This window comes from Bradyrhizobium sp. AUGA SZCCT0283 (assembly GCF_018130385.1).
In the GTDB taxonomy this organism is placed as follows: Bacteria; Pseudomonadota; Alphaproteobacteria; order Rhizobiales; family Xanthobacteraceae; genus Bradyrhizobium.
This window is the reverse complement of the sequence record NZ_JAFCLU010000006.1, coordinates 73,145-97,288: the sequence shown is the minus strand read 5'-3', so window position 1 is coordinate 97,288 and position 24,144 is coordinate 73,145. Positions and strand designations below refer to the sequence as shown.

Genomic DNA, 24,144 nt, shown 5'->3' with positions numbered 1-24,144 from the left:
CCGACCAGTTGCCCTGAGAGGAAGCAAATTCCTTTAGACGATCAACTCCCTCCTTGGTCAGGCCCGCTCTGGTCAGGAGCGAAATTGCCTTCCGACACCATCCGCGGCGGGATATACATTGGCCTAAACCCAATCGAACGCGACGAAGATCGCGCCGACGAAAACAAGGGGAGGAAGCCAATGTCCATCTCGGGCAAAGTCGATCCCGTGGTGCGCCCGGTTGCGGCAACTGACGTCGCCGAGGCGCTTGTCGAGGGCTTGCGGGATTTCCAGGCACTGCCGCTTTATGGCCTTGCCTTCGGCGCGCTCTATGCCGCCGGCGGCATCGCCATTATTCTGTGTCTCACGGCCTTTGGCATGGCCTATCTCGCCTATCCGCTGGCGGCGGGTTTCGCGCTGATCGGGCCATTCGTGGCGATCGGCCTCTATGAAGTCAGCCGTCGGCGCGAGACCGGCCAGCCTGTTTCCTTTGGTGCGATCTGGTCAACGATCAGATCGCGCAGCGAGATCAGCTGGATGGCCTTTGTCACGCTGTTCGTCTTCGTGGCCTGGATGTACCAGGTCTGGCTTCTGATCTCGCTCCTGCTGGGACCGCACGCGTCTTTCTCCACCCTGCAGGAATTCATAACGGTGGTTCTCACGACCAAAGAAGGCCTACTGTTCCTCGCCATCGGCAACGCGGTCGGCGCGCTGTTGTCGCTGAGCCTTTTCTCGCTGACGGTGGTGTCGTTCCCACTTTTGCTCGAGCGTGAGGTTGATTTCGTCACCGCCATGGTGACCAGCGTGCGAGCGGTGGTGACGAGCCCCTTGCCGATGATCGGCTGGGCCGCGGTCATTGCGATGCTGCTGATTGTCTCGGCGCTGCCGTACTTTCTTGGCCTCGTGGTGATACTGCCCGTGCTCGGCCATGCGACCTGGCATTTGTACAGGCGGATCGTGGAGCCATTGCCGGTTTAACTCCCGGTCAATCCGGTCTCCCCCGCCGGGCTTCTCAGATTGGTCGATGAGGTGATGAAGAGCATTCTGTTCGCTTCGACGCATGAGTCCGAAATTGGCACGAAACAGACCTGCCAACCGGCGCTGACGATGTCCGTTGATCGGGGCAGACCGGAAGTGATCAGTACACCGTCAAAGCGACGCGAATGACTCATTTGAGACATTGGTCGAGCCGAGAGAACTGTTCCTCAGGCCGGTGAAATCGGCTAGAATTGGCGTTTCCGGAAGCGGACGTCCGAAGTCTTTGCATGGGACAGCGGGTAGCTGGCGTACCGTCGGCGGGCATCGCACTTCAATTAATCGACGTCTCCTTCTTGCCGGCGTGACTCACCCTGCGCAGAGTTGTGTGCGCGCCAGCGCCCGACACGTATCACAACACCAGGAGAGCCATATGCAACCGAGAACGCTCGTCTTGAAAAACATCGTCCTCGTATCGGTAGCAGCCATGTTCTTCGTCGCGAGTCCGTCATTCGCGCAGCAGAAAGGCGCATCCTCTTCGGAGATGCAAACAAAAGAGGTACGAGTTAATGACCTTACACTCCATTACATTGAACTCGGGCAAGGAACTCCAGTGGTGCTGGTGCACGGCACACTGGAGGATTACCGCACGTGGGATGGACAGCTTGAGGCGTTCTCGAAGGGATATCGACTAATCTCGTACAGTCGTCGGTATCACTATCCAAATGAATGGCCCAAAGATGCAACAGATTTTTCTGTCACCATACATGCGAGAGACCTGGCTGCATTCATCAAGGCACTTAATCTGCCCCCGGTTCATCTCATTGGTCATTCGTATGGGGCGTTTATTGCGTTCCTGGTCGCACGAGATCACCCGGAGGTCATTCGCAGTCTGACGCTGGGCGAACCGCCTATAATGCCGTTACTAAAAACGACACCTGAAGGAGATGCTCTTCTTACCACCGCTATCGCGACATCAATCGCTTCGAGCGAAGCGTTCAAGCAGGGGAATGACGAAGAAGGAGTGCGTCGATTTACGAACGGCATGTTGGGCGAGGGTTCGTACGAGAAACTCCCACCTCCCGTTCTGAAGCGCCTCATGGACAATGTCCAAGAACTAAAAGGCGAGAGATCATCGCGAGACCTCTTCCCGCCCACCACATGCGAGGACGTGCAGAAGGTGAAAGCGCCAACATTGCTCCTCGACGGGGAACTCAGTCCTAAGATGTTCCATGTCATCAACGACATGTTGGAGCACTGCTTACCGAGCGTAGAACGTGCAACGATTCCGGTGGCATCTCATCAGATGGAGGTTGAGAACCCCCAAGCGTTCAATGAGACGGTGCTTGCATTCATTGCAAAGCACTGAACTGTTGTATCTCGTTCAAGATCGTTGATGCCGTTTTCCGGGAGCTCGGCCGGGCGATCGAGCGCCTCCGGGCGGCCGCGGCCCACCCAACTTCCGTTTTTGGCACGAAACAGACCTGCCAACCGGCGCTGACGATGTCCGTTGCCGGGGGTAGACCGGAAGTCGCCGTGGTCCGGTCAAGCCGACGCTGACGACCCGAAGCGGACGCCTCGCATCTCCTACTTTGCTTCGAGGCGGGAGAAGCGGAAATTGCAGTGGCTGGCGCCGCCAGCCAGCGTTTGGGTTCGTTCCAAACGGATGCCACGCGTTGCGTAGGCCTCGAAATCAAGTCCGCAAATGTGTGGGAGAATTTCTTTATCTCCGTGACGAGCGGCGAATTTGCAGAAGCCACAAGCCTTGTAATCGATACCGAATTCAAAGCTGTCGCCGGGCCCTGGCTCGACGAAATCGTAGACAAAATCCTCTGGATATTCGTTCGCCAGACTTTTTGCTGCCTGCTCGCGGAGCAAGGATTGGTTCTCCCGAGACATGAACTGACGTCCCGAAGCGAGCCGTTCGGCCTCCGGCACGGTCAGCAATTGAGCCTTGTAACTTTCTCGCTCGATATCGCCAATGATCGGGAGCGCAACGCCATGCCGCCGGAGCACGCGCCCGATAGCCATAAAGCCCATCAAGCGCATGAAGAAGTCGCTCATGCGGCTGGCCGCACCGCCGACATAAGGCATTTGGCCGAGTACGATTTCGAACTCGTCCATCACATCTTGTCTGACTTTGTCCAAATCCGCGAGATGCGCGCGTTCGCGCAACATCGTCTCGGCAAGATCGAGGCGCTGGCGCATGGCGGCTTCCATTGCGCCGCGATGCGCCTCGTAAAAGGGATGAATTTCGCCCATGCGATGTCCCCCCGCAGGATTAGCCGTACGCGTTTCATTCCGCAGCGATCGCCTCGATCTCCAGCAACCATTTGCCGTCGACGGTTTCAGCGATCATCACCGTGGACGCGGGTTCGTTTCCTTGCAGCATCTTGCGGCGAACCGCGCGGTTGGCCACGACCTGGCTTCGGTCGGTAAGAAACGTAGTGATCTTGACCAGATGCTCGACGCCGAGGCCGGCGGCGGCGAGCACCGCGATGATGTTGCGCCAGGCCTGCTCGCATTGCGCCTCGAAACCTTCGGGCACGCTGCCGTCAGGTTTTTCCGGCACCTGGCCGCTGATGAACAGCAGCCGGCGATGCTGGCCAAGTTCCAGCCCATGCTGTAGCCGCTGGAAGGCGCGTGGACGGCTGCGGGGTTATGGCGGACGATTTGAGCCATTTACATTGTCTCCTGTTCGACGAATTCCAGCGCCAGACCATGCGACGCCGCGGGCGGAACGAGCAGCACGGCGCCGCTAACCTCGAAGTCGACGCCGTTGTTTTTCAACACCCGCTGGGTCGCATCGAGATCGGTGACTGCCACACGCGCGGCGCAAAAGCGCGGCGAAGGGGCGACGGCGAGGCCCGGCAGCTGGCGCGCCATCTCGGCTGGGCCGAGCACGGTGATCCGGTCGCCGCGCGCACCGACCGTCAATCGCCCGGGTGCAAGCTCGGCGGCACTCTCCGTGATGTGCTCGAGGAAGCTGCGGTGCTCTGCCGGCTCCGGCGCCGACATCACAACCTCGATCACGCGCAAGGCGCCGTTGGGATGATGCTGATATTCTGGCTTCCAGAACAGTTCCGGCGGGTGACGCTGCTGGCAGGTGAAGAAGGCGATCCCGGGCATCGCGGGATCGGTGGCGAAGGCCAGTGAAAACTCGACGCGCGCCGTGCCGCCGCCGGGCAGCACCGCGTCACGGCCAAAATCAAACGGCGCATAGGCGCCGATGTGATGGGCCTCAAAGCGCGCCGCATCGGCGTTGGCGTCGGCGCTGTGCATGGCCAGCATCGACATTCCCTCACCGCCGGCCAGAAAATCGCGGTTGTGGGCGGCGAAGCTGAAACGGCCTGATGAAGCCGGCGGCACCGTCGCAGCATCGGTGACCGCCAGCAGCTCGAGAAAATTGTTGGCGAACATCGCCAGGCGGTTGCTGGTTCCGAACGGATGCACGCCGGTCGGCGTGAGGCTGAAACCCAGCGTTTGCCAGTCCAGCGCAGCCTGCGCCAGATCGCGGACACAAATGACGAGATGATCCAGTCGGCGGGGCATGGGATCTCCGGATTGCGGGCCGACCGTAACCGGCGGCAGCACCGCAGGGCAAAGCATTGTTGCTGCGGTTCAGCGCAAGAAAATCTATTGCAAGGCTTGAGCCTATCAGTGACAAACTGGACGGCGATGACCTACATCCTTCCACCGCTCAATGCGCTCCGCGCGTTCGAAGCCGCAGCGCGGCATCTCAGCTTCAAGCTCGCCGCGCATGAGCTGCATGTGACGCCTGCCGCCGTGGGGCAGCAGGTGAAAGCGCTGGAAGCGCGCCTGGGCGTCCGCCTGTTCGAGCGGCTGCACAAGCAGCTCGTCCTGACCGAGGCCGGCCAGGCCTATCTGCCTGAAATTTCCGGCGGCTTTCGTCGCATCGCCAGTGCGACCGAAAAATTGAGACCGGTGGGCGCGGTGCTGCTGCAGCTCGGCGTGCACGGCAGCTTCGATCTGCGCCGTCTGGAGCTGGCGGAGTTTCGCGCAAGCCACGCGGAAATCGGCTTGCGGGTGCTGCAGCCCGCAGGCCTCCACGAATTGATCGAGGGCAAGGTCGATGTGCTGATCGCCCGCGGGCTCGGCCACCATCCGGGCTACCGCTGCGACCGCGTGACGGAAGGATCCGGGCTCGGCGATTGGCTGATTGCGCCTGCCGGCACCGCCGATTGCCCCGAGATATCAGGCTTCCGCGACTGGCTGCGCGGTCTGCCGGCGGAGAATGCGCTCGCGCTGCATCGTCGTCGCCGTCTGGCCGGCATCATCAGAAGTTGAGGTGATCTTGAAACAGAAAAAATTCGGCACGCATGGCCCGGAGGTTTCCGTAATCGGGCAGGGCACCTGGTATCTCGACCGCGGCGACCGCAAGGCGGCTGTCGCGGCGCTGCGCCGGGGCATCGAAACAGGCATGACCCATATCGACACCGCCGAGATGTATGGCGACGCCGAACTCGTGATCGCCGACGCGATCGCGGGCCTGCCGCGTGAAAAACTCTTTCTCGTCTCAAAAGTGCTGCCGAGCAACGCCTCGCGGCGCGGCACCATCGCCGCCTGCGAGCGCTCGCTGAAGCGGCTGAAGACCGATCATCTCGACTGCTATCTCCTGCACTGGCGCGGCTCGTATCCGTTCGAGGAGACGGTGGCGGCGTTCGACGAACTGGTGGCGGCCGGAAAGATCCGTTCCTGGGGCGTCAGCAATTTCGACTCGGACGATCTCGACGAACTGCTCGATGTCGCGGGCGAGGGCAAGATCGCCTGCAACCAGGTGCTCTACCATCTGCAGGAGCGCGCTATCGAGCACGCGGTCATCCCGTGGTGCGAGCAACACGGTGTCGCCGTCGTCGCCTATTCGCCGTTCGGCCACAATGAATTTCCGTCCGCACGCAGCAAGGGCGGTGAGGTGCTGCAGGCCATCGCCGACGCGCACAAGGCGACCGCGCGCCAGGTCGCATTGGCGTTTCTCACGCGGGCGCCATCGGTGCTTGCGATTCCAAAGGCGTCAAGCGCGGAGCACGCCGCCGAAAATGCCGGCGCCGGCGATCTGAAACTGAGCGCCGCCGAGATCGCCGCGCTCGACAAGGCCTTTCCGCGCGGTCCCAAGCCGCGCGGTTTGCCGATGCTCTAAGGGAACACCGTCCTTAACAAAGCGTTGCAATTGCGCCCTCCGCGCATATCCGCATCCTGTTTTCGGACCTAGTCGCACCGGGCGAATTGGTGTTTTTTTCAACCTCGCCCGATTCGAAATTTACTGCCTTCGAGATTGCCGTGACACCGCCCCCCGCCGCAGCCGCGAGGCTGGACAGCGCTCCAATACCTTTGCCCGAGAAGAAGTCCGCCGTCCGCAAGGCGCCCGCGCGCGCCGACCGGCCGTTCAAGGGCATCGCGCTGGTGCTGGCCTCGACGATCTTTCTCGGCACCTCCGACGTGACGGCGAAATATCTCTCGGCGACACTGCCTTCGATCGAGATCGCCTGGATCCGCTTCCTGGTGTTCGCGGTGATCATGACGCCGGCGATGATGCCGGGTTCCCCGCTCTATGCGCTGCACACCAACCGGCTTGGCCTGCATCTGGTGCGCGGCGCCGCGCTGTTGGGATCGTCGCTGTTCTTCATCTCCGGCCTGCGGTTCCTCCCCATCGCGGAAGCTTCCGCCACCGGCTTCGTCGCGCCGCTGTTTGTCACCGCGCTGTCGATCATCTTTCTCGGCGAGAAGGTGGGCTTGCGCCGCTGGATCGCCACTGCAGTGGGCCTGATCGGCGTGCTCATCATCCTGCGCCCGGGCACCGGCGCGTTTCACCCGGCGGCGTTCTTTCCGCTGGTCTCGGCGCTGGCCTGGGCCTGCACGCTGATCATGACGCGGATGATGAGCGGCACCGAGCGCGCCATCACCACCATGACCTATTCGTCGATCGCGGGCCTGCTCATTCTCTCCGCGCTGGTGCCGTTCGTCTGGGTGACGCCGACCTGGCACGACATCGCCTTCGGTATCCTGATCGGCGTCGCCTCGACCGCGGGACAGTGGATCGTGGTGCTGGCGTTCCGCTATGCTGATGCCTCCGTGCTGGCGCCGTTTTCCTACACGCAGTTGCTGTGGGTCAGCGTGCTCGGCTTCCTGATCTTCGGCGAAGTCCCGGATGCCTACACCATCACCGGCGCCGCCTTCATTGTCGCCTCCGGCCTCTACACCGCCCATCGCGAGCGCGTCCGACGCTCGCAGCTGCTGGCCGTCTCGGGGGAGCCGTCGCCGAACGCCTGATCCTGCCAGCTAGGCCGTCATAGTTAGGCCGCCAAAAACGTGGCGCGGGTGCCACAGCGGCGCCGCAAAACGCTTGGTTGTCGTGCAAATCTGACCGATTCACCCCCGCATCCGTAATTCTACGGCGGAACCCATGCTAGTGAGTTCCGATGGTGCCGCAGAGCGCCGGGGAATGGGGTTCGGGCGTTGCATTTTCAGTTGCTACCGTCGGCGCAGGGCCGACGCCGCCGGAATACGGCTGCGCGGGCAGTCGCGATGTCGGGATTTCTCGTTGGCCTGTGCCTGTCGGCGGCGCCCGCGAACGCGGCATGCGCGCCCGATCCGGCATCGAGCGGCCAGACCGTCACCTGCAGCGGCAACACCCCGGGCGGCTTCCAGGCCGGCGGCGGCGTCAACAATCTCACCGTCAACGTGTTGTCCGGGGCGGCCGTCAGCGATGGCGGCGGTGGCGTGATCATCGGCGTCAACGACTTCAACACGGTTACCAATAGCGGCACGCTTGCCGCCGGGCCATCAAGCACCGGCATCTTCGCCGGCGTGAACAACACGATTGTCAACGCCGCCTCCGGCGTCATCACCGTCGGCGACGGCGGCTCGGGAATCTTTGCCGCCGGCAACAGCACCGTGACGAATGCGGGCGCCATGACGATCGGCGACGCGGCCGGGCTAGCGGCCGCCATCGTCGCCATCAATGACGATAACACCGTGAGCAACTTTGCCGGCGCGACCATTACGGCCGGCCAGGCCGATGGCATCCTGATGCAGGGCAATCGCGCCATCGTCAACAATGCCGGCACGATCAACGTGGGCGCTTTCGGCGTCGGGATTGACGTGTTTGGCGATGATGCGCTGATCACGAGCAACGGGGTGATCAATGTTGCCGACAACGCCGCCGGGATCTCGGCGCAGGGCGACCGCGCCCTGATCACCCATCTCGGCACCGTCAATGGCGGCGTCGGAAGCGCCGGCGTCGCCTATAACGGTTCGTCCGGCACGATCAACAACAGCGGCCGCATCCTGCTCGGCGACGATGCCTTCGGCATCGTCGTGCTCGGCGATTCCAACACCATCACCAACAGCGGCACCATCACCGTCGGGGGCGGCTTCGCCGTCGGCATCGACGTCTCCAGTTTCGGCGGCAGCAATAGCGTCATCAACACGGGAACGATCAACGTCGGCGCGGGTGGAACCGGCATTGGCATTCTACTTCAGGGCACCGGCACCGTTTTCAATTCAGGCACAATCAATGCCGCGACCGGTTTTGCAGCGATCGAACTCTGCGGTTGCGGCAACAGCACGCTGACGCTCGGCCCGGGCAGCGTCATCAATGGTCTCGTGCTCGGCAACGGCACCGACACGTTCCAGCTCGGCGGCACCGGCAAGGACACCTTCAACCTCAGCCTGATCGGCGCCGGCCAGCAATATGACGGCTTCTCGACCTTCAACAAGGTCGACAGCTCGAACTGGACCGTCACCGGCACCGGCGCGCAGAACTGGAACGTCGTTGGCGGCACGCTCGCGGTGAATGGCGTCATCAATGGCCTCGTCACCGTCCATGCCGGCGGCACGCTCGGCGGCATCGGCACCGTCGACAATATCATCGTCAATGGCGGTACGTTGGCGCCGGGTAATTCGACCGGCACCTTCAACGTGGCGGGAAGCCTGACGTTCTCGGCGGCCTCGAGCTACATGGTCGAGATTTCGGGTACGAGCAGCGATCTGACCCGGGTCACCGGTGTGGCGACCCTTGGCGGCGCCACCGTCGTGGTCGTTCCGATCGGCACGGTGGCGAAGCACTATACGATCCTGACCGCAACCGGCGGCGTGCCCGACACGTTCAACCCGGTGGTTTCTGGCGTTTCGTCCAACCTGAACCCGAGCCTCAGCTACGACACCAACAACGTCTATCTGAACTTCGCGCTGAACTATGGCGGCGGCCTCAACCTCAACCAGCAGAACGTCGCCAACGCGCTGACCAATTTCTTCAACACCACCGGCGGCATCCCGGTCGGCTTCGCCTCGCTCTCGCCGGCCGGCCTGACGCAGGTCTCTGGCGAGTTGGCGACGGGATCGCAGCAGGGCACCTTCGACGCCATGAATCTGTTCCTCTCGCTGATCTCAGATCCGTTCGTGGCGGGCCGCAATGGCGGCTTCGGTGGCAATGCCGGCGCTGTCCCGTTCGCTGAAGAGAGCGCGCTTGGCTATGCCGCGAAGAAGCCCCGCGCCGCGCGCGACGCCTTTGCCAAATTCCCGACCAAGGCGGATGTCGCGCGCAACGACCTGTTCGATCAGCGCTGGAGCGTCTGGGGCTCCGCTTTCGGCGGCGGCAGCAACACCTCAGGCAACGCCGCGCTCGGATCGAACGACGCGACCGCGCGCGCGTTCGGTTTTGCGGTTGGCGCCGACTATCGCCTCTCGCGCGACACGCTGGCCGGTTTTGCGCTTGCCGGCGGCGGCACCAATTTCAGTGTTTCCGGTTTCGGCTCCGGGCGCTCGGATCTGTTCCAGGCCGGCGCCTTCGTGCGCCACAACATCGGTAAGGCCTACGTCACCGCGGCGGCGGCCTATGGCTGGCAGGACGTGACGACCGAACGCACGGTCACGGTGGCGGGCTTCGAGCGGCTGCGCGCCCAGTTCAACGCCAACGCCTGGTCCGGCCGCATCGAGGGCGGCTACCGCTATGTGACGCCCTGGATGGGCATCACGCCCTATGCCGCCGGCCAGTTCACGACCTACAGCCTGCCGGCCTATGCCGAGCAGGTGCTGGCGGGCGCCGGCACGTTTGCGCTGAACTATGCGGCCAAGGACGTTACGGCCTCGCGCACCGAACTCGGCGTTCGCACCGACAAGTCGTTTGCTGTGCCGAGCGGCATCCTGACCCTGCGCGGCCGCGCCGCCTGGGCGCATGATTTCAACACCGACCGCAACGTCACGGCCTTGTTCCAGACGCTGCCGGGCGCGGCCTTCGTCGTCAACGGCGCGGCGCAGGCGCATGATTCGGCGCTTATCACCGGCGCGGCCGAGATGAAATGGCTGAACGGCTGGTCAGCGGCGGCCATCTTCGAAGGCCAGTTCTCCAGCGTCACCAATTCCTACGCCGGCAAGGGCGTTGCGCGCTATTCGTGGTGAACCTCCGTGCTAAGGTGAACAAAAATCACGGGAGGAACCATGCGCGCAGCCATTTTCCGCAACGGGGAAATTGTCGTCGACGAAATGCCTGAACCCAAGCCGGGCCCAGGCATGGTGCTGGTCAAGTCGCTCGCCTGCGGCATCTGTGGCTCCGACCTGCACGCGCGCAAGCACGCGCACCGCATGGTCGAACTGGCAAAACATTTTCCCGGCCGCAAGCCGATGGATCTTTCGCGCGACGTCGTGTTCGGCCACGAATTCTGCTGCGAGGTGCTGGACTATGGTCCGGGCACGACGCAGAAGTTCAAGCCCGGCACCAAAGTTTGTTCGCTGCCGGCCTTGCTGACCGCGGAGGGCCCGCAGGGTATCGGCTACTCCAACGATAATGTCGGCGCCTATGCCGAGCGCATGTTGCTCAGCGAAGCCTTGCTGCTGGAAGTCCCGAACGGCCTCGCCGCTGAGCACGCCGCGCTGACCGAGCCGCTCGCGGTCGGCGTGCATGCGGTGGCGAAAGCCAACATCAGGGGCGGCGAGGTGCCGCTGGTGATCGGCTGCGGGCCGGTCGGCCTTGCCGTTATCGCGGCGCTGAAGATCAGGGGATTGCACCCGATCGTCGCCGCCGATTATTCGCCGGCACGCCGCGCGCTCGCCGAAAAGCTCGGCGCCGACGTGGTCGTGGACCCTGCACGCACGCAGCCTTATGCGACCTGGGCCGAACATGCCCAGATGTCGCCGGAAGAAAAAGCCGCGCGCCCGCCGCTGCAGGCATTGCTGCCGGCGCTGAAGCCAGCGCTGATCTTCGAATGCGTCGGCGTTCCCGGCCTGATCCAGCAGGTGTTCGAGGGCGCGCCGCGCGATGCGCGCATCGTCGTGGTCGGCGTCTGCATGGAAACCGACCGCTCCGAGCCGATGCTCGGCATCCTCAAGGAACTCAACGTTCAGTATGTGCTGGGCTACACACCGGAGGAATTCGCGTATTCCTTGCGCCTGATCGCGGAAGGGCAGGTCGATGCCGCCTCGATGGTGACCGCCAGCGTCGGCATCGACGGTGTCGCCAAAGCTTTTGCCGATCTCGCCAATCCGGAAGCGCACACCAAGATCATCGTCGAGCCGTGGCGGTGATCACCGTCGGTGCGTAGGGTGGGCAAAGGCGCGTCAGCGCCGTGCCCACCATCCATCCACATTTTCATTTGATGTGGACACGCTTCGCTTTGCCCACCCTACGGACCGTCACTGCGTCGCTCGGTGCCTCGGATACTCGAGCTGCATCGCGACGAAATCGGTGGTGCGCGTCCCATAGCGCGCTGCAATTCCCTGCAGCGCGTTGTCCAGCGCTTCCGCTGGTTTCCGATCCCCGACAGATGGTAGCCGCCGCTCCGCCGGCCAGCTCGTCGCGACCTCATCGGGCAAGATGCGGATGCCGTTGCGGCTTTGTTGGGCGCCTGCTGCGCGCGCAAACGTCACCGCCTGCGACCGATAGGTCCGCGACCACGCGTCAGCGACCAGCGCCAGCGAAACTTCGTCGACGCCTTCCTTGAGTTCGATGCCGAGCCGCTCGTGCGTCCAGAACGCGGCCGTATTGCGGATTGCCGTCAGCGCAAACGGGCGCGTGAACTTGAACGCATCGCTTTCGTGCCGCGCGTCCCAATCGGCGAGTCCGATATCCCGTCCGACCGCTTTGGCCTTCTCCGGTCCGGCAATCGCCTCGATCAGCGTCAGCGACATCGGCATCGACGCTGAGATGCCGGTCGTCGTCGCCACGCCGCCATCGACCACCAGCCGCCGGTCCTCGACGTAGCGCATCGTCGGATGCTTGCCGCGCAATTCCTTGACCGAATACCAGTGTGTGGTCGCGCGCTTGCCATGGAGCAGCCCGGCATCGCCGACCACCTTGGCGCCGGCGCAGACGCCGATGATGATCGCCTTCTTGGCCGACTGGTTCCGGATCCATTGCAGCGCCTCGGGATCGTCGTCGCGGCTCATGGCGGGGACGATGACATAGTCCGCCCCATCGGGATGCCGCGCATCGAACTCCGCGACGGTTGCCTGCGGCTCGACCTTCAGTGTCGGAAACAGTGTGACGGGGCCGGGCGCCGTTGCCAGCGTCACGACGTCGGCGACGTCGGCGCGCGTGAGGATGCCGTAAGGCATCAGGTAGTCGGTGGTTTCGGTAGCGTTGTTGATGCCGATGATGGCGATCAGCGGGCGCTGCCGCTTCGGCGGCTTCAGCGCCGCGACCGTCGCATCGCGCTCGTCCTGCGCGATCGCCGGCGGGGCCGCGACGGCTGGCGCTGGCGGCAGCGAGAAAATCCAGGCCCCGGCGATCACGGCAAAAAGCACGATGGCGCCGAGCGCGCTCCACAATAGACGTCGCGAATTCATGGTTGGCTCGCGCCTCACTCATTTCAATCGAGTCAATCGACTTCCGTTCTACTGCCGCCACGATCCGTCTGAAATGACGTAAATCCGGCGAAAACGGTCATGCGTCGAGAAAGCGCCGCGGCGAGTTCCATCGCGCTGCGCTCATTGGGCATCAACGGCGACCGCTGCAATGGGATCCTCCCCGGTTTTCGGGAATGTCCCTCCGGCGCGGCGACGATTGTCTCATGCCATGCGACGCCGCAGCTTTACGGACAAGTATCGCGGCCTCTGGACAAGGAGGGCTTCATGCCATCGGACCGACGAATGTTTTTGAGTGCAGGCCTCGGCGTCACCGCCGCGCTCGCCAGCGAGCTGACGACATCGGCGCAAGCGGTCGATCGTCCGCCTCTTCCCGGCAATGTCAGCCTCGAGCCAGAAGTTCGCGCCGCAACGGCCCATGATTTCGGCCGCCTCATTCACAGGCAGCCGCGCGGCGTACTCAGGCCCGCGTCGAGTGCGGACATTGTGAGCTTGATGCGTTGGGCCAAAGGTCAGGGCGTCAAGGTGGCGGCGCGCGGGCAGGGCCATTCGATCTATGGTCGTGCCTTGGTCGAAGACGGCATCGTGGTCGATATGAGCGCGATGAACGCGATCCGCGATATCCAACAGGATCGCGTCGCGGTCGACGCCGGAGCGACGTGGCGGGATCTGCTGGATGCGACATTGGCGCTAGCGCTCACGCCGCCGGTGCTGACCAACTATCTCGGCCTCTCGGTCGGCGGAACGATCGCGGTGGGCGGCATCGGCGCGACATCGTCCCGGCATGGCATGCAAACCGATAACGTCATCGCGCTGGATGTGGTGACGGGCGAGGGGAAAGAGGTGAGCTGTTCAGCGACCGAGAATCCGGATCTCTTTGATGGCACCCGCGCCGGCCTCGGGCAATGCAGCATCGTCACGCGCGCGACGCTGCGCCTGGTGCCCGCGCCGGAGCGTGTCCGTCGCTTTCAGCTATTCTACCGCGATTTGCCGTCGCTGGCGGCGGACCAGCGGCGCGTGCTGACGGAAGGGCGCTTCGACCAGTTGCAGGGGGCGGTCCTTCCCGACGGAAGCGGCGGCTGGCGGTATCAACTCGACGGTGCGGTATATCATGCGACCGGTTCGGCTCCCGACGACAAGGCCGTGCTGTCCGGACTGTCGGACGAGCGCAGCGCCGCCGTCATCACCGACCTGACCTATCGCGAGGATGCGCTGGCGTTCGGAAAGTTCGAAACGCTGCTGCGGTCCAAAGGCCAGTGGTCCAATCCGCAGCCCTGGTTCCTGACGTTCCTGCGCGGCAGCAACGCCGAACGGCTCGCCGCCGGCATTCTGGCCGGCCTGAAGGGCGATGCGGTCGGTCCGTTCGGACGCATCACCTTCTATCCCTTGTTTACGAAGGCATTTCGGACCCCGCTGGTCCGGCTGCCGGCGGAAGACATTGTCTTTGTCTTCAATCTCATTCGCATCCCGGCATCGAACGATGCGGCGACAGCGGAACGGATGCTCGCGGAAAATCGCATGCTGTATGATCGCATTCGCGAAGCCGGCGGCATTCAGTATCCGGTTGGTGCCTTTGCCATGTCATCTGACGACTGGACGGCTCATTTCGGATCAGGCTGGCCGCAGCTTCGCGAAGCCAAGCAGCGCTATGATCCCGGACATCTGCTTGCGCCTGGCTATAATTTGTTCTGATGCGCAGGTGTCTTGCGAGGCGCTAAAGCAGATCGGTCTTCAGGCTGCCCGCCAGAAAATCCACGAACCGCCGGGCGCGTTCCAGCGGCGCCCGTGTCGGCGGCCATACGAGCTGGATCGGCATGCCCTCGGTTTCGAATTCCGGAAGTACGATCGTGAGCGCGCCCTGCGCGACGAGATCGCCGACCTGCCATAGCGGCAATCGCGCAAGGCCCGCGCCTTCCCGCGCGGCCGCGCGGATCGATGCGGCGCTGTTCGAACGGAAGCGGCCGTGCACCCTGACCGACTGATGCTGGCCGTCGATGCGAAACGGCCATTTGTCGACCACCTCGGCGCCGGCCCGCAAGATGCAGGCGTGCTGCGCGAGATCGCCGGGATGCTGCGGCCGCCGATGTTCGGCGAAATAGGATGGCGCGCCGACGATGACGACGCGCAGCGCATGCAATCGGCGCGCGATCAGGGATTCGTCGGCGGAGTCGCCAATCCGGACGGCGACATCGAGGCCTTCCGCAGCGAGATCGACCTGTTCGTCGGAGGCCCGGAGCTCGACGTCCACGTTGGGATAGAGCTTTAGAAAACGGCCGACGACCGGCGCCACATAGGACGACGCAAACAGGATGGGCGCACCGACTTTCAACGACCCCGAGATTTCGCCGCGCAGATCGGCTGCCTCGGCCCGCGCCGCGATGATCTCCGCAACCGCCGGCTTGATGCGCTCGTAGAACACGCGTCCGGCTTCGGTCGGTTCCGATCGTCGCGTGGTGCGTTTCACCAACTCGACGCCAAGCGCACGTTCCAGCGCCATCAGCGACCGGTTGAGCGACTGCAGCGGACGCCGAAGATGACGCGAGGCCGCCGCCTGGCTGCCTTTCTCGATGACGGCCAGAAAGGCTTCGAGATCGTCCAACCGTTCCAATTCGATATGTCGCTTCTGATATACCGCCCCTTGGGGTAGGTGGATTGAACTAGCCGCAATTGCAAGGCCGGCGGATCCCTAGGGTGGGCAAAGGAGCGCGAGCGACGTGCCCACCATCTATCATCGAGCGCGCTTCTTGATGGTGGGCATGCTGTCGCTTTGCCCACGCCACGCACTGCGAACTGATTTGCTTGGCGCGCAAGCGCAACTTCATGCAGTGGCCTGCGACCAATTGGCACGACGGGCAAATCAGTCAAAACCTGTCCAGCCCTTCCCGCAAAAATATTCCGCTTTCGTTCCCACGCAAATCAGTCGCATAACTCCGCCCGTCTCACGGCGGATGAGGGGCGTTGGCCATCGTCACGAACGTGCGGTGAGATGCGATGGACGCTGATGGCGCGATAGACGTACGCGCCGGAAGCGTACGGCGAAGTCGTGTGGTTCGGGCGCCGCGGTGCTGGCGCTAAGTCCGGGAGGGGCGACGCTTCTCCCGGGCGACGGAGGCAAAAGAGCCGTTCTCCGGGAAGAGCACGAAGTAAGCCGTAAAGCCATTGCGCAGGGAAGGCCGGAATGCTCCCGCTGCCCTGTATGCTCGTGTGCACTTTTGTTTGCGCAAATCGCACGCGAGACCGCGGGTGCAGCAAGCACCCGGTCTTCCCTGCGCCCTCTGATCGACGAGGGCGGGAAGTTTTCCAGCAAGCCTCGGGCGAATTGCGCCGCGAGAATGCGAAGTCATATCCAGCCGTCATTCCGGGTTCGCGCCAAGGCGCGCGCCCCGGAATGACGAGTGGAGAGAGAACGCCACCCTAATCGTCCACATCCTCCTGCGGACGTCCGAACAGATGCACAATGCCGGGCGTCGTGATCGAGACGAACACGAAGCGCGACAGATGATGGGCGCCGACGAAAATCGGATCGATATGCAGCGTCAGCGCCAGCGCCAGCATGGCGTCCATCGCACCCGGCGCGAAGGCGACCACGACGTCGGCGAAGCGGACGTTTGTGGCCAGCACGATCACCGTGACGAAGAGGGCGGATATGATGATGGCAATGGCGAACGAGCCCAGCGCCGCGTTGATGTGGCTGAGCAGTGTCGACTTCTTCACCCGCGCGAACCGCGTGCCGATCAGGGCGCCGATGCCGACCAGCGCCACGCCGCGCATCCACGGCGGCAGGCCACCCTCGATCATCCCGGTGCCGTGCAGTACGCTGGAAGCGATCATGGCGCCGAACATCCAACTCGCCGGAAAACTCACCAGCCGCAGCATCAGCGCGACGGCGACCGACGCGGCGATCAGCCCGGCCAGTCCGGCTGGCGAGGCGATCGCCGTCGTGAAGGTCGGCGACGCCGAAGGCCCTATTCCGGTCAACGCCAGCAGCAGCGGCAGTGCGGCCGTGAGAATGATCACGCGGACGGTCTGCACCACGGCAATGCCCGCGACGTCTGCGCCCTTCTCGGCGGCAAGGATGACAATCTGCGACAGCGCGCCGGGGCTCCCCGCCAGCAGAGCCGAGGTCTGGTCCCAGCCGTGGAAGCGTTGCAGGTAGAAGCTGGAGCCGAAGGTCGAGCAGAACGTTGCCAGCGCCAGGAGGCCGATGGTCAAGGGATAGGCGCTCATGTGCTGGATCAGTTGCCGCGACACCAGCGAGCCCAGCGTGATGCCGAGCAGCACCAGCACGGTCTGGGTCAGGATCGGCGGCATGGTGACCGGGCGCCCGGCCAGCGCGGCGATGCCGACGGCGGCCATCGCGCCGGAAATCAGCCCGCCCGGCAGGTTAAGCCACAGAAACAGCAGGCCGCCGGCGGCGCCGATGACGAGCGTCTCGAGCGTGCCAAAAATTTTGGCGCGGTCGGCAATGGCGGAGGACATCGAGGCGGGGATCAGGCTCACGCCGCCTTATGGCAAATCCGCATACGCTGCACAAATGCGCCACGCGATTGCAGCAATGCAGGGGGACGCCGGCGATGGTCCGCCGGCGTCACAAAAAAGATGCGGAAGGTCCGGTACGGCCCTCGCGCAGGACGGCTAAGTGGTTACTTCGCCTTTTCGGCGGCGGCCTTCTTGCACTCGGAGCGGAATTTCTTGCGTTCCTTGCCGTGAAGTCCCTTGGCGTCGGCTTCCTTCGAACATTCGAGCGAGGCGGCGGTGCGCGGTTTCTCGGCCTTCTTTTCCGCCGGCGCCTTGGCTTCGGTCTTGGTCGCCTCGGTCTTGGCCGGAGCCGTGGTCTGTGCGGACGCTGCGCCCATCAGCAGAAAGGAAGCCACGGCTGTCGCGGTGGCAAGGGAGGAGATCTTCGTCATGGGGCACCTCGGATTGAAAACAAGGGCGCAACCGTCGCGCTGCGATGCTGAACCACAGGTGAATGAAGCTGAACGGGCCGCCACAATATTTTGATCGGAAGAACGTCCCGCGCGTTGTCGCAAGCGGTGGTTGCGCTAGGATGGCAGCCGCAGATGACTGCCCCAAGGAGACCAGGGATGACTATTCAAGCAAAAATACTGGCCGCGATCGCGGCATCGGGTTTGGCTGCGTTTGCGATGACGTCGCAGGCGCAGGCGCTCACTGCGCAGGAATGCAGCGCCAAGTACAAGGCGGCGAAAGCCGCCGGCACGCTGGGCGAGCAGAAGTGGAACGACTTCCGCAAGGCGCAGTGCGGCGCCGACGCTGCCGCTGCGCCGGCGGCTGCCCCCGCTGCGGCTCCGGCCGCCGCGCCCAAGGAAGCCGCCAAGAAGGAATCCAAGAAGGAAGCCAAGGAAGCTGCGGCGCCTGCTGCACCGTCAGGCCCCGCGGTCTATCCGAGCGCCGTCGATCCGAAATATTCAAAGGAGACCGCCGGCAAGGCTCGCATGCACACTTGCGTGGATCAGTACAACGCCAACAAGGCCACCAACGCCAATGGCGGGCTGAAGTGGATCCAGAAGGGCGGCGGCTATTACAGCGAATGCTCCAAGAAGCTGAAGGGCGCGGCCTAGGAAGCAACCCACAAGGGCGCGGCCGGATGCTTCGGCCGCGCCTACAATTCGCGGAGCAATGTTTCGGCCGACTTCGCCACCAGTTGCGCGCGCTTGCGCGGGCCGCGCTCGAGAAACAGCAGGCTCTGGCCGAACACGAAGCAGTAGAACAGGAACGCCTGCGCGTCGGCTTCCTCCGCCGGAAGCCCCGTCGCGCGGTAGAGATGCCCGACATTCTTCAGCCGCGCGGCGTCGACGCTGGCCACCGCGTTGGCGGCAAGCTCGTCGGACCGGGCCCATTGCCGGATCGCGAGCTCAACCGCCATGCCTTCGGTATTCATCCGTTCGGAATAAAGCGCGATCAGCACCTTCAGCCGCTCGCGCGCGGTCGCGCCGTCGAGGCTGGTGTGTCTTTCGATCGCGGCGATGCGGCCCTCGCTCCAGTGCCGCAGCATGGCCTCGAGCAGAGCCGCGCGGTCGCGGAAGCGGCGGTAGAAGCCGCCCTTGGTGACGCCGAGGTTTTTTGCCAGCACCTCGACCCGCACTCCCTCGACGCCGGACCTGGCGATTTCCTCAAAGCCGGCCTCGATCCAGCTCTCGCTGCGCACATCTGCCTTGGCGTCGCCCATGGTCCGGTCTCACCGATTCTTGATACGGTACCGTATTGCTAACCCGAATGCGGCCTGATACGCTACCGTATCAGAATGAGAAAGGCGGGAGCGAACGATGGAGACGGACGCGACCTATCGCGGCACGGTCTATCCCTGGCAATGCGACCATGTCGGGCACATGAACATCATGTGGTATGTCGGCAAGTTCGACGAGGCGAACTGGAACCTGTTCGCCCGGCTCGGCCTGACGCCGTCCTACTTGCGCGAATCCGGCCGCGGCATGGCCGCCGTGCAGCAGACCATCACCTACAAGCGCGAGCTGCTGGCCGGCGACATCGTCGAGGTCAGGAGCCGGCTGCTGGAAATCCGCGACAAGTCGATCCGCTTCATGCATGAGATGCGCAACGCCGAAACCGGCGAGATCGCCGCAGCTTGCGAATTCGTCGGCGTGCACATGGACCGGCAGGCGCGGAAGTCGACGCCGTTCGCGCCCGCGATCCGTAACGCGGCTGAAAAGCACCTCGAACCGGCGTTGGCGTGAGCCGCATGTCACGCTTCCAGCCGAAGAACCCGGATTACCGCGCAATCGCGATTCACACGTTCGAGCAGCAGCGGGCGATGAAGACGCTCGGCATTTCGATCGCGCGGCTGGAGCCGGGCGAGGTCGACCTGGCGATGGACTATTCCGTCGACCTCACCCAACATCACGGCTTCGTCCATGCCGGGATCATCACCGCAGGTCTCGACACTGCCTGCGGCATCGCGGCCTTCACGCTGATGCCGGTGGCAACGGGAATTCTCACCGTGGAATTCAAGACCAACCTGCTGGCGCCCGCGCGCGGCGAGCGCTTCGCCTTCCGCGCCACCGTCGTCAAGCCCGGCCGCACCCTGACAGTGTGCGAGGCCCGCGCCTACGCAACGCATGACGGGGTCGAGATCTTGATCGCAACCATGAGCGGCACGCTGATGGCGCTGCCGGCCCGCGAGGGTGCCGCCAAGGACGGAGCGCACGCACCGGCCTGACCGTGCTGCAGTGCATACTTATGCTATCAGCATAGCAGGACGTGAAAAATCCTTCTATGGTCCGGCTGTGCAATTGAGTCCTTCATCTTGATCATATCAGCCGCGCAAGGCGTGCTGGGACTGGCGTCGGGGATGCTGGTCGGGTTTTCGCTCGGCCTGGTCGGCGGCGGCGGCTCGATTCTCGCGGTGCCGCTGATGGTCTATGTGGTCGGCGTGGCGGAGCCCCATGTCGCGATCGGCACCAGCGCGATCGCGGTGGCTGCCAATGCCGCGATCAACCTGTCCAACCATGCGCGCGGTGGCACCGTGGTGTGGCCCGTTGCTTTGATATTTGCCGCGGCCGGCATGGCCGGCGCCTTCGGCGGCTCGATCCTCGGCAAGATGATGGACGGTCAACGGCTGCTGGCACTGTTCGCGCTGGTGATGATCGTGATCGCGCTTCTGATGCTGAAGACGCGATCGCGCATCGGCCTGCCTGACGTCAAGGTCTCGATGTCGAACATGCCGGCCATCGCCGGCCTCGGCCTCGCGACCGGGACCATGTCCGGATTTTTCGGCATCGGCGGCGGATTCCTGATCGTGCCGGCCCTGATGCTGGCGACCGGCATGCCGATCATGAACGCGGTCTCCTCCTCGCTGGTCGCGGTGACCGCGTTCGGCCTGACCACGGCCGCCAGCTATGCCTGGTCCGGGCTGGTGTCGTGGGCATTGGCCGGGCTGTTCGTCGCGGGCGGCATCGCCGGCGGATTGGCCGGCACGCGTTCGGCGCGGCACCTCGCCGAGCGCCGCGGCGCGCTCAATATCGTGTTCGCCGTGGTCATTATTGCGGTGGCGCTCTATATGCTGGCGCGTAACATATCCCTATCTCCGGCGTAGACAGGGGATGCAGCCCTTCGCGAGACCCACATGAAGCGATCGAACAATCCGGCCGGGACCAACCCGGGATGCACACGGCGTAAGGCGCTCGGCTTGCTTGGCGGCGGTGCCGCGCTGCTCGGCCCGGCGTCGCGACCGGCGCTCGCGCAAGGCAGCGACGACGTGCTCACGGAAGCGCTGGTGCTGCGCGACCCTGAGGTACCCTCGGCCGGCAATCCCGACGGCGACATCAACATCGTCGAGTGGTTCGACTACAATTGCCCGTACTGCCGCAAGATCGCGCCCGAGATCCAGCAGGTGGTTCAGGACGACGGCAAGGTCCGCCTGGTGCTGAAGGACTGGCCGATCCTTGGCGAGGTTTCGAAATTCGCGGCGCGGATGGCGCTGGCGGCGAAGTATCAGGGCAAGTACATGGCCGCGCATGAGGCGATGATCGGCGTCAGCTCGAAATTGACCGAACCGCGCATCCGCGAATTGCTGGCCGGCGCCGGCATCGACATGGATCGCCTCAACCGTGACCTCACGACCAACGCCAAGTCGATCGACACCATCCTCGCCCGCAACCACGATCAGGCGGTGGCCTTCGGATTCAAGGGCACGCCGTCCTTCATCGTCGGCAAGTTCCGCGTGCCGGGAATCCTGACCATGGCGCAATTCGAGATGGTGATTGCCGACGCGCGCAAGGCGAAGAAGAGCAACTAGCAGTCGTCATAACACACGCCGTCGTTCGGAACGACGGCGTGTGTTATTTCAGCTTGCAAATTACTTCGACGAAATCTTGACCCAATCCTCATGGGCGCGCGTCTTCAGCTTGGCCCAGTCGGCGGCCGCCACGTCCCAGTTGACGATGGTGCGATTGGCCTGGGCGACCTGGCCGTTCGCGACGCTCGACGTCTGCATGGAATCGTAGACATAGACGCCGCAAACCAGCAGCAGCGCACCCAAAATCATTCCGACAAACGTCCGCATGGAATATCCCTCCGTCTCGGACCACAACGCAGGTGTCGCGGTATGGTTCCGTCGCCACCGAACGCGACTTTGCGGGCGTTAATGCGGCGCTGCGGTGGAAGGAAGTTGTCGTATCTGGTCAGGCTTCGCTGCCCAGCCACTGCAGGATCTCCGCGTTCATCTCGCGCGGATAGGTATGGCTGAGATCGTCGAGTTCGCGGTAGGTGACCTTGGCGCCGGCTGCCGACAGCGCCTGGCTGGTCTGCCGCGCCACTTGCACCGGAAACATCCAGTCGAGCCGGCCATGCACGATATGAACGGGCAGGCCGCGCAACCTGTCGGCATCGGCCATTTCCGCCATCAGCGGATGAAATGTCGCCGACACTGGGGCGAGGTGGGTGAAGGGCGATGCGCTGTCGAAACCCGTCACGTAGCAGAAGGTGCCGCCGTCGCTCATTCCGGTCAGCAGCATCCTGCCCGGATCGACATTCCAGCGCGCCCGCACGGATTCCAGGATGCGCATCAGGTTCGGCGTATCGGTGTCGTCGCCCATCAATGCCCAGGTGTTGCCGGTGGCGGTTGGTGCGACCAGGATCGCGCCGCGGCTGCGGGCATCGCGCAGCCAGCTCCAGAGGAAGCCGCGGCCATTGCCGCTGCCGCCGTGCAGCGCCATCACCAACGGAAGAGCGCGGTCGGGCGTGTAATATTCCGGCACGTAGAGCGAGAAGCCGCCGCGGCTGCCGGGCTCGTTCTGATTGTGGAAGACGCCGGTGTTTTCGTTGGCCGGCGCCGCCAGCCGCGCCGCGAGATCGGCGTCTCCGTGCAGCGCGGGATCGATAAAGAACTGGTTCACGGGCGGCAATCTTGCCGACAGCGCATAGAGCGCTTCCTGCGCGCGCGGCACGTAACGCAGCGCGCGAAACAGGCTGACGAAATCGCCGTGGCCGTTTTGCACGACGCGCAAGGCTTCGAACGCAGTGAGCGCCGCATCGCTTGCCGTTTCGAGCGGCGTCCTGATGTGAGCGAAATCCGCGGGCCATTGCGCGAGCCGCGGCCGAACGGCGCGCAAGGCTGCGTCCGGCTCGCCCGCCGCTGCCATCACGCGGTCGAAATCCGGCGGGTTCAGGTAGCGCGCGATGAAGCTGAGCGCTTCGAGCGACTGCAGCAGCGGCGGCAGCACGGCCACGATGTCGTCCACCACGGCCTGGCTCATCGGGCATACTCTGCTTCCAATGGAGGCTTGCTCAATGCAGCCTTAATTCAATGAAGCCTTGGTTCAGTGCAGCCTTGGCGCCTTCAACAGCTTGGCGCGATCGGTCGAACTCAGCACCACGTCGAAAGTGACGCCCTCATGGTAGACGGTGAGCGGCACGTCGACCCCGGCGGCGCCGAGCGACCAGAGTTTCCGGTAGAAGCCGGTCTGGCTGGCGATCTTGTCGCCGTTGACTGCGAGGATGACATCGCCGGTCTTGAGCTCGGCGCGCGCGGCCGGCCCCTTGCTGGCGATGCCGACCACCACGACGCGGTTGTCGATTTCGGTGGTGTACATGCCGAGCCACGGCCGTGCCGGCTTGTTGACGCGGCCGAACTTCCTGATGTCGTCGAGCACCGGCTTCAGCAGATCGATCGGCACGATCATGTTGACATGCTCGGCCTTGCCCTCGCGCTCGCGTTCGAGCTGCAGCGAGCCGATGCCGATCAGTTCGCCGCGGCTCGAGATCAGCCCGGTGCCGCCCCAATTGGGATGCGCGGGATGGGTGAAGATCGCCTCATCCAGCAGGTACTCCCAATAGCCGGCGAATTCCTGCTTGGCCGCGATCTGGCTGGCGACCGAGCGCGTGCGCCCGCCGGCGCCGCCGACCACCACACGATCGCCGATCTGGGCGGCGGCGGAAGAGCCGAGCGGCAGCGGCTCGAGATCGAGGTCGCCGAGCGCCTGCACCAGGCCGAAGCCGGATTCGAAATCGAAGCCGAGCGCGTGGCCTTCCACCACGCGGCCGTCGCCGCGATGCAGCCACACCGCTTCGGCTTCGGTGATCAGATAGCCGATCGTCAGCACCAGCCCGTCATCGATTACGACGCCATTGCCGGCGCGTTCGGTGCCGAGCGTCTCGGCGCTGAAGGCGTCAGGCGGGATGATGGAATGCAGCCCGACCACCGACGACAGGGCTTTGTCGAGGTCGAATGCGTAGTCGCCCGGACGCGGCTGGTTTGCGGGCGGCACTCTCCATTCGGTCAAAGAGGGCATGAAGGGTCTCCCATACGGTTGCGCGTCCACCACCAACGCCGCGCAACCCGAATAGATCGCGGTCCTGTCAGCGACAATTTTGCCGGATTATATCAGCGAAATGGCC

General features: G+C 64.0%; 24 protein-coding genes. 13 read left to right on the top strand and 11 right to left on the bottom strand.

Going from position 1 to position 24,144, the window contains the following annotated elements; genetic code table 11:
* The first annotated feature begins 180 nt into the window (after positions 1-180).
* Complete coding sequence (locus JQ624_RS10905; RefSeq protein WP_212418884.1) at positions 181-957, top strand: DUF2189 domain-containing protein; 777 nt, start codon at positions 181-183, stop codon at positions 955-957.
* 430 nt (positions 958-1,387) lie between these two features.
* Positions 1,388-2,323 carry an alpha/beta fold hydrolase gene (locus JQ624_RS10900; RefSeq protein WP_212418883.1) on the top strand — a complete coding sequence of 312 codons (936 nt, stop codon included), beginning with the start codon at positions 1,388-1,390 and terminating at the stop codon, positions 2,321-2,323.
* Positions 2,324-2,541: 218 nt separating this feature from the next.
* On the opposite strand, the gene JQ624_RS10895 is transcribed toward JQ624_RS10900, so the two are convergent.
* The 3 genes from JQ624_RS10895 to JQ624_RS10885 all read right to left on the bottom strand — a co-directional run bounded on the left by JQ624_RS10895 (position 2,542) and on the right by JQ624_RS10885 (position 4,506).
* Positions 2,542-3,216, bottom strand: coding sequence for an L-2-amino-thiazoline-4-carboxylic acid hydrolase (locus tag JQ624_RS10895; protein ID WP_212418882.1), 675 nt, complete (start codon positions 3,214-3,216; stop codon positions 2,542-2,544).
* A gap of 34 nt (positions 3,217-3,250) precedes the next feature.
* The gene (locus JQ624_RS10890; RefSeq protein ID WP_249129720.1) at positions 3,251-3,544 is read right to left on the bottom strand and encodes a RidA family protein; all 294 of its coding nucleotides are present in this window, start codon (positions 3,542-3,544) and stop codon (positions 3,251-3,253) included.
* A gap of 92 nt (positions 3,545-3,636) precedes the next feature.
* A complete protein-coding gene (locus tag JQ624_RS10885) occupies positions 3,637-4,506 on the bottom strand; it encodes a VOC family protein (protein ID WP_212418881.1) in 870 nt (289 codons plus the stop codon).
* 126 nt (positions 4,507-4,632) lie between these two features.
* Between JQ624_RS10885 and JQ624_RS10880 the strand changes: the two genes are divergently transcribed.
* From JQ624_RS10880 to JQ624_RS10860, 5 genes are all read left to right on the top strand, one after another.
* Entirely contained in the window at positions 4,633-5,262 is a 630-nt protein-coding gene (locus tag JQ624_RS10880) for a LysR family transcriptional regulator (protein ID WP_212419032.1), read from the top strand.
* A gap of 7 nt (positions 5,263-5,269) precedes the next feature.
* Positions 5,270-6,112, top strand: coding sequence for an aldo/keto reductase (locus tag JQ624_RS10875; protein ID WP_249129688.1), 843 nt, complete (start codon positions 5,270-5,272; stop codon positions 6,110-6,112).
* Positions 6,113-6,252: 140 nt separating this feature from the next.
* A complete protein-coding gene (locus JQ624_RS10870) occupies positions 6,253-7,242 on the top strand; it encodes a DMT family transporter (RefSeq protein ID WP_312014408.1) in 990 nt (329 codons plus the stop codon).
* A 255-nt stretch (positions 7,243-7,497) separates the two neighbouring features.
* A complete protein-coding gene (locus JQ624_RS10865) occupies positions 7,498-10,371 on the top strand; it encodes an autotransporter domain-containing protein (protein ID WP_212418879.1) in 2,874 nt (957 codons plus the stop codon).
* Between the two features lie 39 nt (positions 10,372-10,410).
* The gene (locus tag JQ624_RS10860; protein ID WP_212418878.1) at positions 10,411-11,493 is read left to right on the top strand and encodes a zinc-binding dehydrogenase; all 1,083 of its coding nucleotides are present in this window, start codon (positions 10,411-10,413) and stop codon (positions 11,491-11,493) included.
* A 108-nt stretch (positions 11,494-11,601) separates the two neighbouring features.
* Here JQ624_RS10860 and JQ624_RS10855 read toward each other — a convergent pair whose 3' ends face one another.
* Complete coding sequence (locus tag JQ624_RS10855) at positions 11,602-12,753, bottom strand: DJ-1/PfpI family protein (RefSeq protein ID WP_212418877.1); 1,152 nt, start codon at positions 12,751-12,753, stop codon at positions 11,602-11,604.
* Positions 12,754-13,038: 285 nt separating this feature from the next.
* Here JQ624_RS10855 and JQ624_RS10850 point away from each other — a divergent pair, with 285 nt between their 5' ends.
* Positions 13,039-14,463: an FAD-binding protein gene (locus JQ624_RS10850; RefSeq protein WP_212418876.1), complete on the top strand. Its 1,425-nt coding sequence runs from the start codon at positions 13,039-13,041 to the stop codon at positions 14,461-14,463.
* Between the two features lie 22 nt (positions 14,464-14,485).
* Here the strand turns inward: JQ624_RS10850 and JQ624_RS10845 are convergent, their stop codons facing one another.
* From JQ624_RS10845 to JQ624_RS10835, 3 genes are all read right to left on the bottom strand, one after another.
* Positions 14,486-15,379 carry a LysR family transcriptional regulator gene (locus tag JQ624_RS10845; RefSeq protein ID WP_212418875.1) on the bottom strand — a complete coding sequence of 298 codons (894 nt, stop codon included), beginning with the start codon at positions 15,377-15,379 and terminating at the stop codon, positions 14,486-14,488.
* A gap of 806 nt (positions 15,380-16,185) precedes the next feature.
* The gene (locus tag JQ624_RS10840; protein WP_409334314.1) at positions 16,186-17,271 is read right to left on the bottom strand and encodes an AbrB family transcriptional regulator; all 1,086 of its coding nucleotides are present in this window, start codon (positions 17,269-17,271) and stop codon (positions 16,186-16,188) included.
* Positions 17,272-17,414: 143 nt separating this feature from the next.
* Entirely contained in the window at positions 17,415-17,681 is a 267-nt protein-coding gene (locus tag JQ624_RS10835; RefSeq protein ID WP_212418874.1) for a PsiF family protein, read from the bottom strand.
* Between the two features lie 177 nt (positions 17,682-17,858).
* Between JQ624_RS10835 and JQ624_RS10830 the strand changes: the two genes are divergently transcribed.
* The gene (locus JQ624_RS10830) at positions 17,859-18,353 is read left to right on the top strand and encodes a hypothetical protein (protein ID WP_212418873.1); all 495 of its coding nucleotides are present in this window, start codon (positions 17,859-17,861) and stop codon (positions 18,351-18,353) included.
* A gap of 41 nt (positions 18,354-18,394) precedes the next feature.
* Here JQ624_RS10830 and JQ624_RS10825 read toward each other — a convergent pair whose 3' ends face one another.
* Positions 18,395-18,961, bottom strand: a complete 567-nt coding sequence (locus JQ624_RS10825) for a TetR/AcrR family transcriptional regulator (protein ID WP_212418872.1) — start codon at positions 18,959-18,961, stop codon at positions 18,395-18,397.
* Between the two features lie 97 nt (positions 18,962-19,058).
* Here JQ624_RS10825 and JQ624_RS10820 point away from each other — a divergent pair, with 97 nt between their 5' ends.
* The 4 genes from JQ624_RS10820 to JQ624_RS10805 all read left to right on the top strand — a co-directional run bounded on the left by JQ624_RS10820 (position 19,059) and on the right by JQ624_RS10805 (position 21,544).
* Positions 19,059-19,484 carry a thioesterase family protein gene (locus JQ624_RS10820; RefSeq protein ID WP_212418871.1) on the top strand — a complete coding sequence of 142 codons (426 nt, stop codon included), beginning with the start codon at positions 19,059-19,061 and terminating at the stop codon, positions 19,482-19,484.
* Between the two features lie 5 nt (positions 19,485-19,489).
* The gene (locus JQ624_RS10815) at positions 19,490-19,966 is read left to right on the top strand and encodes a PaaI family thioesterase (protein WP_212418870.1); all 477 of its coding nucleotides are present in this window, start codon (positions 19,490-19,492) and stop codon (positions 19,964-19,966) included.
* Between the two features lie 90 nt (positions 19,967-20,056).
* Positions 20,057-20,842 carry a sulfite exporter TauE/SafE family protein gene (locus tag JQ624_RS10810; protein WP_212419029.1) on the top strand — a complete coding sequence of 262 codons (786 nt, stop codon included), beginning with the start codon at positions 20,057-20,059 and terminating at the stop codon, positions 20,840-20,842.
* A gap of 30 nt (positions 20,843-20,872) precedes the next feature.
* Complete coding sequence (locus tag JQ624_RS10805; RefSeq protein ID WP_212418869.1) at positions 20,873-21,544, top strand: DsbA family protein; 672 nt, start codon at positions 20,873-20,875, stop codon at positions 21,542-21,544.
* A 60-nt stretch (positions 21,545-21,604) separates the two neighbouring features.
* Here JQ624_RS10805 and JQ624_RS10800 read toward each other — a convergent pair whose 3' ends face one another.
* From JQ624_RS10800 to JQ624_RS10790, 3 genes are all read right to left on the bottom strand, one after another.
* Entirely contained in the window at positions 21,605-21,811 is a 207-nt protein-coding gene (locus JQ624_RS10800) for a hypothetical protein (protein ID WP_212418868.1), read from the bottom strand.
* Between the two features lie 118 nt (positions 21,812-21,929).
* The gene (locus tag JQ624_RS10795) at positions 21,930-23,003 is read right to left on the bottom strand and encodes a phospholipase (protein ID WP_212418867.1); all 1,074 of its coding nucleotides are present in this window, start codon (positions 23,001-23,003) and stop codon (positions 21,930-21,932) included.
* Positions 23,004-23,066: 63 nt separating this feature from the next.
* A complete protein-coding gene (locus JQ624_RS10790; protein ID WP_212418866.1) occupies positions 23,067-24,038 on the bottom strand; it encodes a S1C family serine protease in 972 nt (323 codons plus the stop codon).
* Between the last annotated feature and the right edge of the window lie 106 nt (positions 24,039-24,144).